Origin of the sequence: Legionella sp., from assembly GCF_965140895.1 — a bacterium.
Lineage (GTDB): Bacteria > Pseudomonadota > Gammaproteobacteria > Legionellales > Legionellaceae > Legionella.
Genome location: NZ_CBCSKT010000060.1, coordinates 22,457 through 37,058 on the forward strand (window position 1 = coordinate 22,457; position 14,602 = coordinate 37,058).

Below are 14,602 nucleotides of genomic sequence, written 5' to 3' on the forward strand. Positions count from 1 at the left end.
GTGGTAAGGACTATAAATGAAATTAAGTAAATTATGGTTACGTGAATGGGTTAATTTCTCATTAACAGAACAAGAATTAGCCGATCAATTAACAATGGCCGGTCTGGAAGTCGATGCAGTAGGCCCTGTAGCTGGAGAGTTTACCCACGTAATCGTTGCTGAAGTTCTTAGCACTAAGCCTCATCCTGATGCCGATAAATTAACTTTATGTGAAGTAAACATTAATACCGATACGCCCTTACAAATTGTTTGTGGTGCATCTAATGTACGCGCAGGCCTCAAAGTTGCATTGGCAATGATTGGTGCTGTTTTACCTGGCGGCTTTAAAATTAAAGAATCAAAGTTACGTGGCCAATTATCTCAGGGAATGCTGTGTTCCGTAGCCGAGCTGGGAATGGCAGAACAATCTGATGGCATTCTTGAATTAGAGCGCGAAGCACCTGTAGGCATGGATTTACGTGAATATTTAGCTTTAGATGATCATGTTTTTGATGTTGATTTGACGCCAAATCGTGCTGATTGCTTTAGTGTCTTAGGTATTGCTCGGGAAGTAGCGGTATTAAATAAATTACCTTTGCAAGAGAAACCGATTCCTGAAGTTACTCCGAGCATTGATGACGTAATGTCAGTGAAGTTACAAAATCCAGAAGCTTGCGCACGTTATTGTGGTCGTATTATTCGTAGTATTAGCCCTCATGCAAGCTCTCCTGTATGGATGGGAGAGCGTCTGCGTCGCGCGGGTATTCGCTCCTTGCATCCAGTTGTTGATATTCTGAATTACGTTATGCTGGAACTTGGGCAGCCAATGCATGCCTTTGATCTGAGCACAATGAAAGGTGAAATTAATGTTCGCTTTAGCAATGAAAATGAACAATTAGAATTACTCGATGGCCAAGAGCTTAAATTCAACGAGAATGTGCTGGTTATTGCTGATCAAGAAAAACCTTTAGCAATGGCTGGAGTTATGGGGGGGGCGAATAGCGCTGTGCAAGAACATACAACTGATGTATTTCTTGAAAGTGCATTCTTTAATCCGATTACTATTGCGGGTGTTGCTAGAAAATTTGGTTTATTTAGTGATTCGTCACAACGTTTTGAACGCGGCGTTGATCCTTATTTACAAAGAAGGGCGCTTGAACGTGCTACCGAGCTGGTTCTGTCAATTGTTGGTGGAAAGGCAGGGCCTGTGATTGAAGCAAATAATACCGCACACCTACCTGCTACGGTGAGCTTCTCTTTTGATACTGACAAAGTGAAGCGATTGACTGGTCTTAATATTTCACCTGACGAAATGAAAAGCTTACTGCAGGGAATTGGTATCATGATTACCAATGAGCACGGCACAGTTCTTGAGGTGATGGCACCGTCACACCGTTTTGATATTCAACAAGATGTTGATTTGGTAGAAGAAATTATTCGCCTTTATGGTTATGATAATTTAAAAGCGGAGCCGATGCAGGCTTCGGTACAAGCAGGAACAACCTGTGCCAATGAAGAGATTGCGACACGTGTAGCACGTTGGTTTAGCGGTAATGGCTATAATGAAACCATCAGTTACAGCTTTGTCGATCCACAGTTGCAAGAAGAGCTTTATCCACAATATCAAACTATGCAGTTATTAAATCCTATCTCATCTGAATTATCACAAATGCGGGTGGGAATGTGGCCAGGTTTAATTGCGTCAATGATTCATAATGTCCATCGCCAACAACAGTCAGTAAAATTTTTTGAAGTTGGGGTTGTTTTTGACATTAAGCAACAACAATTATCCGAGCGTCCTTGTGTTGCAGGGCTTATGATGGGTTCACTCGGCGATGTAAACTGGAGTGAAACGAGCCGCACCTTTGATTTTTTTGATCTAAAAGGTGATTTGCAATCCTTGTTTGCTGCATTAAAATTAAACCGAGTTGAGTTTATTGCCGCATCACATTCCGCGTTGCACCCCGGACAATCAGCTGAAATTCTGGTGAATGGCGTATTTGCGGGATGGGTAGGGGCATTGCATCCGCGCTTGCTTGACGCTTTAGATTTACACAACGATGTGTTTTTGTTTGAATTAAATTTAGATGCACTTATTGGTCATGGTGCGCCTCGTTATCGCCCTATTTCTAAATATCCCCAGATTCGCAGAGATTTGTCGTTTTTAGTGGATAAACAAATTAGTGTGATGCAGATTGAGTCGGCAATCAGAGCCGTTATCAAAGAAAATTGGCTAAAAGCCTTTGATGTATTTGATGTGTATACTGGCCAAGGTATTCCAGAAGGCAAGAAGAGTTTAGCTGTTGCAATGACGTTACAAGATGATGGTAGAACATTAGTTGACACTGAGATCAATTCTCTAATCAGTGCTATAATCAAAGCGTTAGAAAATGAATTTTCAATCATATTGAGGGAATAATCGTGAATGCACTTAGCAAAGCAATAATGTCTGAAACCTTATGTGATGAATTAAACATGTCTAAAACTGCCGCCAAAGAAATGGTCGAAAATTTTTTTGAAGTGTTAAGGCATGCACTGGAACATGGTCATCATGTAAAGTTATCAGGTTTTGGTAATTTTACCCTAAGGGATAAACCGCAACGACCTGGTAGAAATCCTAAAACGGGTGAAGAAATACCTGTTGTTGCCCGCAGGGTAGTTACCTTTAAATCAGGTTTGAAGTTGAAAACCAAAATTGAAGAAATAGGAAAGTAGTACATTGACTTATTATTCGAAACATGTACTTTTATGCACTAACCAGAAGGCCGCAGGCAAGCAATGCTGTGCTAACTCTGGTGGTGAAGAGTTTTTTACTTACATGAAATCACGCTTGTCAGAACTGGGAATGCATGGCCCGGGGAAAATTCGTGTGAGTAAATCAGGTTGTCTTGGACGTTGTGATTTAGGGCCTTGTATTGTTATTTATCCTGAAGGTGTTTGGTATACCTATTCATCCTTTGCCGATATTGACACAATCATTGATTCACATTTAATTTCTGGGGTTATTGCTCAGGAATTAGCTATTGATCCTGAGCACGTATAAATTACTTTGTAGGTGCCTACGAGGTATGTTTAATCGCGTCAATTAAGGAAAAAATCGTAGGCTGGGTGCTGTAAAGCCGAGCCAACAGCGGGTGCTAAAGATATATTCTTTAAGTCGATGTTATGATGTGAACGCGTACATTATTTTAGTTCAGTAATTGAACAGTAGTGTTTTTGTTTCTTTAACTGAGCACTATTTTTATAGTGGTTTTATCACACAGAATTTGTTATATTTACGCCGATTTATTTATTTGTTTGTAAATTTTTATCCTTTTTACTTGTAGGATGTTTCTGTTTTGGTTAAAATCGCCCGTCCATGATAGAAGATTACTAATTTAGGCAGTTCGGAGTTCATTTAATGAAGACATTTAGTGCCAAAAGCCATGAAGTCAAACGTGACTGGTTCGTGGTTGATGCCAGCGATAAAGTTTTAGGTCGCTTAGCTACTGAGATTGCCCGTCGTTTACGCGGAAAACATAAAGCTGAGTATACCCCCCATGTTGATACTGGTGACTACATTATCGTCACAAATGCAGAGAAAGTTACTGTGACCGGTCGCAAATTTAAAGACAAAATGTATTACCGTCACACAGGTCACCCAGGTGGTATCAAATCAGATAGTTTTGAAAAATTACAGGCTAGAAATCCTGCTCGGATTATCGAATTAGCTGTAAAAGGTATGTTACCAAAAAATCCTTTGGGTCGTGAAATGTATCGTAAGCTGAAAGTATATGTTGGCAACGAGCATCCACATACTGCACAACAACCCAAGCAACTTGATATTGAGGAATAAGTATTATGGCTGAAATGAAGCAATACTATGGCACTGGCCGTAGAAAAAGTTCAACAGCTCGTGTGTTTTTGCGTCCAGGCAAAGGTGAGATCAAAGTTAATGGTCGCACTTTGAAAGAGTATTTCTGCCGTGAAACTTCTTGCATGGTTGTGATGCAGCCACTAGAAACTGTTGATTTAGTTAACAAGTTTGACATCTACATTACTGTCGTTGGTGGCGGTGTTTCTGGTCAAGCTGGTGCAGTTCGTTTAGGTATCGCAAGAGCCTTAGTTGTTTATGATGAGCATGGTTTAGCAGAAGATGCAGAACCAAATCCAGATTCCTTCCGTAGAAAGCTTCGTGCTCGCGGCTTATTAACACGTGATTCACGTCGTGTTGAAAGAAAGAAAGTGGGTCTACACAAAGCACGTCGTGCTACTCAGTACTCCAAACGTTAATCGTTTATTGGACACAAAAAACCCCGCTGCAGCGGGGTTTTTTATTGGCGTTATAGCCAACGATGGTATGTATACAGGTTTGTAAGTTTCGTCATTGCGAACGCAGTGATGCCAGTGTTTTATTTGCATTTAAAATTGAGGCTGTGCATATTATCATCGATGTGCTTGGTTGAACGCGACCAGGCTACCCTAAGATCATTTTGAGGTGCTCTCATAATGAATGAAGTTGTCAATCCAGATCCAAATCAAAAAACAGATGATTCTGTAGATGAAAGCAGGCGTCGCTTTTTACTAGGTACTACTTGTGTTTTAGGCGGTGTTGGCGTTTTATGTGCCATGACGCCGCTCATATCATCTTGGTTGCCAAGCGCCAAAGCACAAGCTGATGGAGCTCCTATTCAGGTTGATTTAAGTAAAATGGAGCCTGGTCAACAAGCGGTTGTTGAATGGCGCGGTAAGCCAGTATGGATCATTCGCCGTACCCACGAAATGCTGCAAACGCTTAATGAAAACACAATTCAATTAAGAGACCCTCAATCTCTAACCGCCCAGCAGCCGGCTTATGCACAAAATATACATCGTTCAATTAATCCCGAGTATTTGGTATTAATTGGCATTTGTACTCATCTTGGCTGTTCGCCAAAATACAAACCGACAATTGGAGAGTTAGGTCCGGATTGGCCTGGAGGTTTCTTTTGTCCTTGTCATGGTTCTGCCTTTGATCTTGCGGGGCGGGTTTTTAAAAATGTACCCGCACCGATAAATATGGAAGTGCCGCCTTACTATTTTATCGATAAGCATACTTTAGTAATTGGTGAGAATAGTAAAATATAGCTTGTATTACAGATGGTTACCGAAGATGTAATAAAAATAGAAAGACCGTCATTGCGAACGTAGTGAAGCTTTAACAAAGCATCGTTCTGGGTTGCTTCGCCAAGGCTCGCAATGATGAAATTTACCTATGCCATAAACAGGTACCGTAATATGAGTATTTGTCAAAACCTGTATTACGACGGCGTCTAATAGGGCTACAATAGCGATGATTTTAGAGAAAAATAAATGAAAAGATTATTTAAGTGGTTGGATGCGCGTTTCCCATTAGCAAACACTTGGAAACAATATTTTAGCGAATATTATGTACCCAAGAATTTAAATTTCTTCTACTTTTTTGGTTCAATCGCCTTGGTTGTCTTAGTAAACCAGTTTATTACTGGTTTATGGCTTACGATGTTTTACACACCCAGCTCTGAGCAGGCATTTGCTTCCGTGGAGTACATCATGCGTGATGTTAACTATGGTTGGCTGCTACGCTATATGCATTCTACTGGTGCTTCTGCATTTTTTATTGTGATTTATTTGCATCTATTTCGTGGCTTGCTTTATGGCTCCTATCAACGACCACGCGAATTAGTCTGGCTCTTAGGCATGCTACTGTATGTTTTACTTTTAGCCGCGGCATTTTTAGGCTATTTGTTGCCTTGGGGGCAAATGTCATATTGGGGCGCAGAGGTAATTACTTCATTGGTTGGTGGTATTCCCTACATCGGGCACAGCCTGGAAATTTGGCTAAGGGGGGATTACTCGGTGACCAATGCAACACTACAGCGCTTTTTTGCGTTGCATGTTATTGCTATCCCTTTACTTTTACTACTCCTGACTTTCTTACATATCGTTGCCTTGCATCAGGTCGGTTCAAATAATCCAACAGGAATCGATATTAAAAATAACTTAGATCAAAAAGGAAATCCAGTTGATGGCATTCCTTTCCATCCCTATTACATTGTTAAAGACTTGGTTGGGGTGTTGGTCTTTATGTTTCTCTTTTTTGCGGTAGTATTTTTTGCGCCAGAAATGGAGGGCTACTTCTTAGAACATAGTAATTTTGTTCCCGCCAATCCGATGGTGACTCCAGATCATATCGCTCCTATGTGGTATATGTCCCCATTTTATGCCATCTTACGTGCTATTCCTGATAAACTTTTGGGGATTATTGGCATGGGGGCTGCTGTAGGCATATTGTTCTTTTTACCCTGGTTAGATCGTAGCCCGGTGCGTTCCATGCGCTATAAGGGCTATTTTTCGCGTATCATGTTATTCGTTGGCGTTATGGCATTTTTAATTTTAGGGTATTTAGGTACCATTCCGGTAAATCCGCCGCGTTTACTTATCGCGCGTATTTGTGCTGTGCTTTATTTTTCATACTTTATTTTTATGCCCCTTTACACGCGCTGGGAAGTTACACGTCCCATTCCGCTTCGGATAGGGGGCTAGTTATGTTAAAAGCAAAAGCATTACTAGCAGTGTTCTTAGGATGCTTATGGGCGCCAATATTGGTGGCTCAATCGGTAGCAATTGCTAATATGCCTAGTTTGCAGCGTGGGGCCAAAGTATTCATGAACTATTGTTCAGGCTGCCATTCATTAACCTATTTGCGTTACAACCAGATGGCGGAAGGATTAGGTCTTGTTGACTTTGATGGACGTGTTGATGAAAATTTACTTAAAAATAATCTTATTTTTACTGAAGCCTTGGTGAATGAGCCCATGCGCATCGCCTTGCCCCCAGAAGATGCTAAGCAATGGTTTGGTGTTGTACCTCCAGATTTATCTTTAATTGCGAGAGCAAAGGGTGCTGATTGGTTATTTAGCTACTTAAAAAGTTTTTATACGGATAATTCCAGGCCTTTTGGGGTTAACAATTTATTGGTACCCGGGGTTGCTATGCCGAATATATTAGAACCCTTAATTGGCGAAATGACCTTGGTGCGAGCAACTCAGGAGCATGCGGCTCAATTGTCATTGGTTAAAGAAGGGGAGTTATCCTCAGCCCAACTTGATGGCCTATTGCAGGACTTAGTTAACTTTCTTGTTTATGTCGGTGAGCCTACACAAGCAGCGCGTCACCAACTAGGGTACTTTGTACTGGCGTTTTTGCTGGTGTTTTTGCTGGTAGTACTTGGCTTGAATCGCCTGTATTGGCAAAAAATATCATGGTTTAGATAACAAAGTAACCCAAAAGGTTAAAAATATGGTAAAATATTACGTTTGTACTCTAGGGTAGGGATTTGAGTAATAACTCAGTATTTCCTTCGAGAATTATTACCCCTAGGTGCCTCACCGTTTTTCATGAAATAATAGGAGTTGCTCATGGCAATTGTTGCAAAGCGCACTATAATGTCTTTATTTTCTGATATTGATGATGTGTATAGTCATCAGGTTCGTATCGTTTTGGCTGAGAAAGGAGTTAATGTCGAAATTTTACCTGCCAAGCAAAATGAACCCAGTGCTGATCTTTTAGCTCTGAACCCTTACGGAACAGTGCCGACGCTGATTGATAGAGAGCTTGTACTGTATGAACCACGCATTATCATGGAATATTTAGATGAGCGTTTTCCTCATCCTCCATTATTGCCAGTATATCCGGTTGCCCGTGCGGAAACACGTAAAATGATGCACCGCATTGAGCATGATTGGTATTACTTAATGAATCAAATTTTAAGAGATACTAATGTAGACGCAGCAAGAGCAAACTTATATGAAAGTTTAACTAGCTTAGATCCTGTTTTTGCTGATAAGTCTTATTTCTTAAGCGATGAGTTTTCTTTGTTAGATTGCGCGCTTGCTCCTTTATTATGGCGTCTGCCTCGTTTAGGCATTGATATTGGACCTGAACATAAAGGATTAATTGCATACATGCAGCGCTTGTTTAAACGTGATTCGTTTCAAGTTAGCTTAACTGATGCTGAGCGACAATTAAGAGCGGCATAAACATGACTATGACAACAAACAAACCTTATTTAATTCGTGCTTTTTACGATTGGATCGTAGATAACGGATTAACGCCTTATGTTTTGGTTAATACAGCCTACGCGGGTGTACAGGTTCCTCATGAGCACATCATTGAGGCACGGATTGTGTTAAATATATCTCCTGCTGCTACTCGTGGGTTGTTATTAGAAAATGATCGCATCGTATTTACCGCACGTTTTTCAGGAAAAACGGAGCAAATTTTTGTTCCTCCTAGTGCGGTATTAGAGATTTATGCCAAAGAAAATGGTCGAGGTATTGCGTTTGAGCTTGAAGAAGAGCCACCCGCGTCTCCCCCGCCAGCAACCGCTGGTGCAGATGGCGCTGCAGTGATGGCTAAAAGTAAGCCATCGTTAAAATTAGTTAAGTAAGTTGTAGCTTGGGGCATGTATCATTCTGAACGCGTTTCTCATTTTTTCGATGTGCCGCGGACAAGCCGCGGCACATCGATGGCTTGATAAATTGAGAGAAGATTTTTTAGTGCGTCGTTTCATCCAGGCTACATCGTTTCAGTTCAAACCAGGGTTGCAAACAGCCCAATCGTTATCGGAGCAAACAGGTGATTAAACCAGAAAATGCCCTTTACCGTTGTGAACACATCAGAGCTTGCGAACAACAAGCAACGTCTTTATATCACCTGGATGAAAATGAATTAATGTCGCGAGCAGGGACAGAGGCTTTTGCGCACATTAAAAAACTGTATCCCCAGGTGACGCACATCGCTGTATTTTGTGGTTCAGGCAATAATGCAGGGGATGGCTATGTGGTGGCTCGATTAGCCCATGAAAACGGATTAGTCGTGACGATTTATCAGGGCAAGGCCTTAGCCGATCTTCCGCATGCAGCGCAATACGCTGCATTAATGGCTATTGATGCGGGAGTCGAGTGCCAACCTGTGGATGAGCCTATTGATAGTGAGGTTGAACTCATTGTTGACGCGTTATTAGGCATTGGTTTGCAAGGCCCGGTTCATGGATTAATTGCTTCGGCAATTAATCAGATTAATGACAGTGGCATACCGGTGGTGTCTTTAGATGTTCCTTCAGGGCTTAATGCTGATACGGGTTGTGTTGAGAATCTTTGTGTTAAAGCGTCCATTACATTGACCTTTATCGCGTTAAAAGCAGGACTCTATACCGCGGATGCTCCTGATTATTGTGGTGATATATATTGCTGCTCCGTTCAATTGGATGCTTGTGTTGCCAAGCAGCAACCTGCTGCCACTCTGTTGGGACCTGCTAATATGGGATTGCCCTTAGCACCCCGCAAAAAAAATTCCCATAAAGGCGATTATGGACATGTTCTAGTGATTGGTGGCGGACTGGGCATGCCTGGCGCGATTAGCCTGGCTGCTAAGGCGGCCATGCGTACTGGTGCAGGTTGCGTCAGTATTGCAACCTTACCAGAGCATGCGAAAGGGGCTTTAGCCTTAATCCCCGAAGCGATGGTCTGGGGCGTTAATTCCGCACGCGAGTTGCAACCCTTACTGGCCAGAGCAAGTGTTTGTGTTATTGGCCCTGGTTTGGGGGATAGCGATTGGGCGGTTAGCTTATTTTTAGCGGCGATTACATCGCAATTGCCTATGGTTATTGATGCCTCAGCATTAAGACTCTTGGCAGAACATCCACAGTTGGATGATAATTGGATCTTAACGCCCCATCCCGGTGAAGCCGCTGCATTGCTTTCTTGTTCTACAGAGCAAGTACAAAAGAATCGCTACCAGGCTGCAGCAAAAATTCAAACGCAGTATGGCGGCGTGGTGGTATTGAAAGGAGCTGGTTCAATAATCCAAGCCCCTGAACAAAAAACCTATGTTTGCCCTAAAGGCAACCCCGCGATGGCAAGTGCGGGTATGGGGGATGTTTTAAGCGGCATTATTGCCGGTCTTTGTGCTCAAGGTATGTCATTGCCTGAGGCTGCGCGTTGTGGGGTATACGCCCATGCGCTAGCAGGAGACAAGATTGCTTACGTGCAAGGAGGCGCTGGGTTATTAGCGAGTGATTTGTTTGATGTTTTACCTTATGTATTAAATTACTGTGAATGAATTAAATAAAGTGGTTATTGTAGATTTACCTGATGAACAAGCCAGTGAACAGTTTGCATCCCAATTGGCTTCTTCTCTTAGCGCTCCCCTTATCCTCACGTTTAGTGGTGATTTAGGGGCAGGAAAAACAACGATTGTGCGTGCGATGTTACGCCGTTTAGGTGTGCAATCAGCAATTAAAAGTCCAACTTTTTCGCTTGTAGAAAGTTATCCTTATCCGAATGGAGCAATCCATCATTTTGATTTATATCGTATTCATCACGAAGAAGAATTAGAATATTTAGGGTTTCGTGATTATTTTACGAAAGAGAGCATTTGTTGCATCGAATGGGCGGAAAAAGCAGGAAGGGCATTGCCTAACGTAGATATTCGTTTTAATTTAAGTATAAAAGGGGTTGGACGCGAGGTGCAAATTACTGCATTCAGTGATGCTGGCCAAAGAATTTTAGCTTGCCTCTCAGGGGAATTATGATCTTACGTTCATGGTCTTTATTGCTCGTGCTGTTTTTTAGCTCGGTAGGAGCCTTCAGTGGCCAACTAAAGGCAATTGCCTTACAACAACAAAAGAATCAAACGTCCCTTTTTTTTACGCTTGATGGGCCGTTTATGCATAAGCTATTTGTCTTGTCTCAACCGCATAGAGTGGTTGTTGATTTAAAAGACACGCAATTAGCAACTGATTTAAATCATCCAAGTTTAACTAATGCGCTTATTCGTCATATGCGTACGGGAAATGCTGACTTCAGAACCCTAAGATTGGTTTTGGATGTAAGTCAAAAGGTACAGGTTCGCTCTGCGCCTTGGCAACCTCCTGGTGGTATCTATGGGGTGCGCATTGATTTAATGTACACGCATGAGCCAGTTGCAGTCGCAGCACCAGTGCTTGCCTCCCCTGCCTCTATTGCTGTTACTGTAAACGTGCCCGCGAAAGCGCCGGTAAAACCTATTCTCGCACGCCAGGCTCCGATTAGAGTCAGTGCAGCGCCAACAAAGGCATTACGTGATGTAATTGTGGTGTTAGATGCAGGGCACGGGGGTAAAGACTCAGGAGCTCGAGGCCCACATGCATCTAGGGAAAAGGATGTAGTCTTGGCGATTACCCTTAAATTAAAGCGCCTTATTGATCAGCAACCAGGAATGCATGCCGTACTCACTCGATCGGGTGACTATTATGTGGGGCTTAGAGAGCGTTTGGACATTGCCCGTAAATATAATGGCGATATCTTTGTCGCGATCCATGCGGATGCCTTCCATAATCCCCATTCTAATGGTGCTTCAGTATTTGCCTTATCTCAACGAGGGGCGACGAGTGAGGCTGCGCATTGGTTAGCGGAAAAGGAAAACTATTCTGAGTTGGGTGGGGTGAATTTAGGCGAGTTAGATGATCGCAATGGTGTCGTGCGCTCAGTATTAATCGACTTATCACAAACCGCAACTATTAATGCTGGCTTAGAGATGGGCAAGCGTGTTTTAAATCAGTTAGGTGGTTTCGCTACCTTGCATAATTCTCGTGTAGAACAAGCTCGTTTTGTGGTGCTTAAGTCTCCTGATATTCCTTCAATTTTGGTGGAAACAGGATTTATTTCTAATCCCCGAGAAGAACGAAATCTGACGAGTCCTGCCTATCAGTTGCGTTTAAGCCAGGCAATTTTTCAAGGGATTAAAGGCTATTTCTGGGAAAATCCACCTCATGGTTCACGTATTGAGGCAATGATTGCAAGCACGTTTCATTTAGTGCGTGCAGGGGAGACCTTACCCGCAATTGCAGCACGTTATCGTGTGACGGTTAATGCATTGCAGGCGGCGAATCATTTACGTGGAATAACCCAGCTTAAGCCTGGTCAAAAACTGGTGATTCCAGCAGCATGGGCATGAGAATACACCAATTACCTCCGTTAATTGCCAACCAAATCGCTGCGGGTGAGGTCATTGAGCGACCGGCATCCGTAGTTAAAGAATTATTGGAAAATTCTTTGGATGCTGGCTCTGATGCGATTACGATTGAGATTGGTTATGGTGGGCTGAATCAAATCAAAATCAGTGATAATGGCATAGGCATTGTTGCGGAGGATTTACCCTTAGCGATTGCCGCTCATGCCACGAGTAAAATTAATACGCTCAATGACTTATACGCGATAGAGAGCATGGGCTTTCGCGGCGAAGCCTTAGCCAGCATTGCTTCGGTGGCCAAAGTAACGATTAGCTCTAAGCCTGCAGCGCAAGATACAGCGATGGCGTTACGAGTGCAGGGTACGGAAATGTCGATTACTCCTTGCGCACGTAGTCAGGGAACAACCATTGATGTGGTTGATTTATTTTTTAATGCGCCCGTGCGTAAACGATTTTTGAAAAGCGAAAAATTAGAATTTCAAGCCATCGAAACGGTGGTTAAACGTTTTGCCTTAAGTGCTCCAGGTATTGCCCTAACCTTAAAGCATAATGGAAAACAGATTTTAGCTCTTCCGGCAGCAATCAATGAGCAAACCCGCCTAACCCGAATGACGCGCATTATGGGCGGCACGTTTATTAAGAATGCTATTTACCTCGATGTGGAACGTGGCGCCATGCGGCTTTATGGGTGGATTAGTGGTACCGGATTCCAGCGTAGTCAAAATGATCGTCAATGGGTTTATATTAACCAACGTATGGTTAAAGATAAGTTAATCACGCATGCAATTAAGCAAGCGTATGATGATTTACTGTATCCTGGACGTTTTCCTGCTTGTGTGTTGTATTTCTCCATTGAGCATGGCGAAGTCGATGTTAATGTGCACCCAACCAAGCATGAAGTGCGTTTTCAACAGCCACGTTTAATCCATGATTTTTTTACTTCTCAGCTAGGGGCTGCACTGCGGTCGGTTACGGCAGAGCCAGAGCCAGAGTCAGAAAAACACTACAAACTGAACCATGAAATAGTCGCACCATTTGCAAAAGAAATTTGTGAACCCTATCCGCAATTGGACGTGTCAGGCCGAGAAGGTACGCGCCTGGAAACGGATGTATCTTGGATCGTTTTAAATAACCAGTACATTCTTAGTTTTGTACAGCAAACACCCTATCTCATTAATCTTTTAGCCTTGCATCAACATGCCGTGCAGGAACGTTTGGCGCAACAGACTTTACCCTGGCCGAGCCGCCCTTTATTGGTACCTATTCGTTATTGCTTAGAGCAGCAATTAGCTGAGAGGATGACCGAACTAAGTCAAAGCCTTGAGCAATTAGGTATTCGTTGTGAACTTGCAGGAATAAATGAAGTGCTGATTCGCACTATTCCTGTAAGTGTCCCTTATTTGGATTTACGTTTATTTTTGGATGCTGTGACTGTTTTAGATGGATGGAGTTTGCAGCAGCTCTGCGAATTAATGAGCCAGTCTCAAGTTTTTGATCCTCGATTATTAAGTCGCGAAGAAAAAATCGAATTGGACCAGGTGTTTATTAAGCTTCACGGAGGAGAAGAGCAAAGAACAGGGCTCTTTAAAGCCTTAACAATTGAACATTGTCAGAGTTTGTTACATGTCTAAATTGATTTTTTGTTTAATGGGACCCACTGCTTCAGGGAAAACCGCGTTAGCGATGGAATTAGTCAAGCAGTATCCTTTTGAAATTATTAGTGTTGATTCCGCCATGATTTATCGGGATATGGATATTGGTACGGCTAAGCCCACTCAAGAGGAGTTGCAGGCTGCACCACATCATTTGCTCGATATTAAAGACCCAACAGAAACCTATTCAGCCGCACAGTTTTGTACTGATGCTACTTCTTTGGCAGATGCAATTATCCAAAAAGGCAAGATTCCCTTATTGGTCGGTGGAACTATGATGTATTTTAATGCATTACAACAGGGCTTATCGGTTTTACCCGAAGCGAATCCAGAATTGCGGCAGCAATTAGAGGCGGAGGCGGCTCAACATGGTTGGGAGGCTTTACATCAAAAACTAGCACAAGTGGATCCTACCGCAGCCCAACGCATTCACGCCAATGACACGCAACGGATTCAGCGAGCTTTAGAGGTTTATTATTTAACGGGCACTTGTTTATCTGATTTCTTAGCACAGCAACAAAAAGAAGAGTCCGCTTATACTTTTGTCAACGTCATTCTTTTTCCAGAACAGCGTGCTTGGTTGCATGAGCGTATTGCTTTGCGTTTTGATCAGATGTTGGCGCAAGGATTTGTTGACGAAGTACGGCAATTACAGCATAAATGGCGTTTAACGACCAACATGCCTTCAATACGTTGTGTCGGTTATCGCCAAGTATTTGACTATTTGCACGGCAATGACGATTACCCTACGATGCGTGAAAAAGGCATAGCCGCTACCCGCCAATTAGCGAAACGGCAATTAACTTGGTTGCGACATTGGGGGAAGGGAATGCGCTTTGATCCACAAAATACAGCTTTTACTGATGAGGTTATGGCGAAAACTGGGGAAATATTAGATAATCGCTAAATGTTTCGTGGTGCATTGCACTTGATTCTTTGCCCCTTAGAATCAATAGGGG

General features: G+C 42.7%; 15 protein-coding genes. All 15 read left to right on the forward strand.

What is annotated here, in order from left to right:
- Positions 1-16: 16 nt before the first annotated feature.
- Positions 17-2,398, forward strand: a complete 2,382-nt coding sequence (gene pheT / locus ACQY7T_RS07670; protein WP_428412413.1) for a phenylalanine--tRNA ligase subunit beta — start codon at positions 17-19, stop codon at positions 2,396-2,398.
- Positions 2,399-2,400: 2 nt separating this feature from the next.
- Entirely contained in the window at positions 2,401-2,694 is a 294-nt protein-coding gene (locus ACQY7T_RS07675) for an integration host factor subunit alpha (RefSeq protein ID WP_165485130.1), read from the forward strand.
- 4 nt (positions 2,695-2,698) lie between these two features.
- Positions 2,699-3,022 carry a (2Fe-2S) ferredoxin domain-containing protein gene (locus ACQY7T_RS07680; protein WP_428412415.1) on the forward strand — a complete coding sequence of 108 codons (324 nt, stop codon included), beginning with the start codon at positions 2,699-2,701 and terminating at the stop codon, positions 3,020-3,022.
- A gap of 357 nt (positions 3,023-3,379) precedes the next feature.
- Entirely contained in the window at positions 3,380-3,814 is a 435-nt protein-coding gene (gene rplM, locus ACQY7T_RS07685) for a 50S ribosomal protein L13 (protein WP_133136564.1), read from the forward strand.
- A gap of 5 nt (positions 3,815-3,819) precedes the next feature.
- Positions 3,820-4,251, forward strand: a complete 432-nt coding sequence (rpsI, locus tag ACQY7T_RS07690) for a 30S ribosomal protein S9 (protein ID WP_400188299.1) — start codon at positions 3,820-3,822, stop codon at positions 4,249-4,251.
- Positions 4,252-4,467: 216 nt separating this feature from the next.
- Positions 4,468-5,085 carry a ubiquinol-cytochrome c reductase iron-sulfur subunit gene (gene petA / locus ACQY7T_RS07695; RefSeq protein WP_428412416.1) on the forward strand — a complete coding sequence of 206 codons (618 nt, stop codon included), beginning with the start codon at positions 4,468-4,470 and terminating at the stop codon, positions 5,083-5,085.
- Positions 5,086-5,310: 225 nt separating this feature from the next.
- On the forward strand, positions 5,311-6,522 hold the full coding sequence (locus tag ACQY7T_RS07700) for a cytochrome b (RefSeq protein WP_428412417.1): 1,212 nt from the start codon (positions 5,311-5,313) through the stop codon (positions 6,520-6,522).
- A gap of 2 nt (positions 6,523-6,524) precedes the next feature.
- Entirely contained in the window at positions 6,525-7,253 is a 729-nt protein-coding gene (locus tag ACQY7T_RS07705) for a cytochrome c1 (RefSeq protein WP_428412418.1), read from the forward strand.
- A 144-nt stretch (positions 7,254-7,397) separates the two neighbouring features.
- Entirely contained in the window at positions 7,398-8,018 is a 621-nt protein-coding gene (locus ACQY7T_RS07710; RefSeq protein ID WP_428412419.1) for a glutathione S-transferase N-terminal domain-containing protein, read from the forward strand.
- Positions 8,019-8,020: 2 nt separating this feature from the next.
- A complete protein-coding gene (locus ACQY7T_RS07715) occupies positions 8,021-8,428 on the forward strand; it encodes a ClpXP protease specificity-enhancing factor (protein ID WP_428412420.1) in 408 nt (135 codons plus the stop codon).
- 188 nt (positions 8,429-8,616) lie between these two features.
- The gene (locus ACQY7T_RS07720) at positions 8,617-10,101 is read left to right on the forward strand and encodes an NAD(P)H-hydrate dehydratase (protein WP_428412421.1); all 1,485 of its coding nucleotides are present in this window, start codon (positions 8,617-8,619) and stop codon (positions 10,099-10,101) included.
- Positions 10,094-10,573, forward strand: coding sequence for a tRNA (adenosine(37)-N6)-threonylcarbamoyltransferase complex ATPase subunit type 1 TsaE (tsaE, locus tag ACQY7T_RS07725; protein ID WP_428412422.1), 480 nt, complete (start codon positions 10,094-10,096; stop codon positions 10,571-10,573). Before ACQY7T_RS07720 ends, tsaE begins: the two co-directional genes overlap by 8 nt.
- Positions 10,570-11,976, forward strand: coding sequence for an N-acetylmuramoyl-L-alanine amidase (locus tag ACQY7T_RS07730; RefSeq protein WP_428412423.1), 1,407 nt, complete (start codon positions 10,570-10,572; stop codon positions 11,974-11,976). Before tsaE ends, ACQY7T_RS07730 begins: the two co-directional genes overlap by 4 nt.
- Positions 11,967-13,622 carry a DNA mismatch repair endonuclease MutL gene (gene mutL, locus ACQY7T_RS07735; RefSeq protein WP_428412425.1) on the forward strand — a complete coding sequence of 552 codons (1,656 nt, stop codon included), beginning with the start codon at positions 11,967-11,969 and terminating at the stop codon, positions 13,620-13,622. Before ACQY7T_RS07730 ends, mutL begins: the two co-directional genes overlap by 10 nt.
- Positions 13,615-14,550 (forward strand): tRNA (adenosine(37)-N6)-dimethylallyltransferase MiaA, encoded by a 936-nt coding sequence (gene miaA / locus ACQY7T_RS07740; RefSeq protein WP_428412426.1) that lies wholly within the window; start codon positions 13,615-13,617, stop codon positions 14,548-14,550. Before mutL ends, miaA begins: the two co-directional genes overlap by 8 nt.
- The last annotated feature ends 52 nt before the right edge of the window (positions 14,551-14,602 follow it).

Coding starts and splice junctions, on each gene's coding strand:
- pheT (WP_428412413.1), top strand. CDS start 17: ATGAAATTAAGTAAATTATGGTTACGTGAATGGGTTAATTTCTCATTA.
- ACQY7T_RS07715 (WP_428412420.1), top strand. CDS start 8,021: ATGACTATGACAACAAACAAACCTTATTTAATTCGTGCTTTTTACGAT.
- ACQY7T_RS07705 (WP_428412418.1), top strand. CDS start 6,525: ATGTTAAAAGCAAAAGCATTACTAGCAGTGTTCTTAGGATGCTTATGG.
- mutL (WP_428412425.1), top strand. CDS start 11,967: ATGGGCATGAGAATACACCAATTACCTCCGTTAATTGCCAACCAAATC.
- ACQY7T_RS07700 (WP_428412417.1), top strand. CDS start 5,311: ATGAAAAGATTATTTAAGTGGTTGGATGCGCGTTTCCCATTAGCAAAC.
- ACQY7T_RS07710 (WP_428412419.1), top strand. CDS start 7,398: ATGGCAATTGTTGCAAAGCGCACTATAATGTCTTTATTTTCTGATATT.
- petA (WP_428412416.1), top strand. CDS start 4,468: ATGAATGAAGTTGTCAATCCAGATCCAAATCAAAAAACAGATGATTCT.
- miaA (WP_428412426.1), top strand. CDS start 13,615: ATGTCTAAATTGATTTTTTGTTTAATGGGACCCACTGCTTCAGGGAAA.
- rplM (WP_133136564.1), top strand. CDS start 3,380: ATGAAGACATTTAGTGCCAAAAGCCATGAAGTCAAACGTGACTGGTTC.
- ACQY7T_RS07730 (WP_428412423.1), top strand. CDS start 10,570: ATGATCTTACGTTCATGGTCTTTATTGCTCGTGCTGTTTTTTAGCTCG.
- rpsI (WP_400188299.1), top strand. CDS start 3,820: ATGGCTGAAATGAAGCAATACTATGGCACTGGCCGTAGAAAAAGTTCA.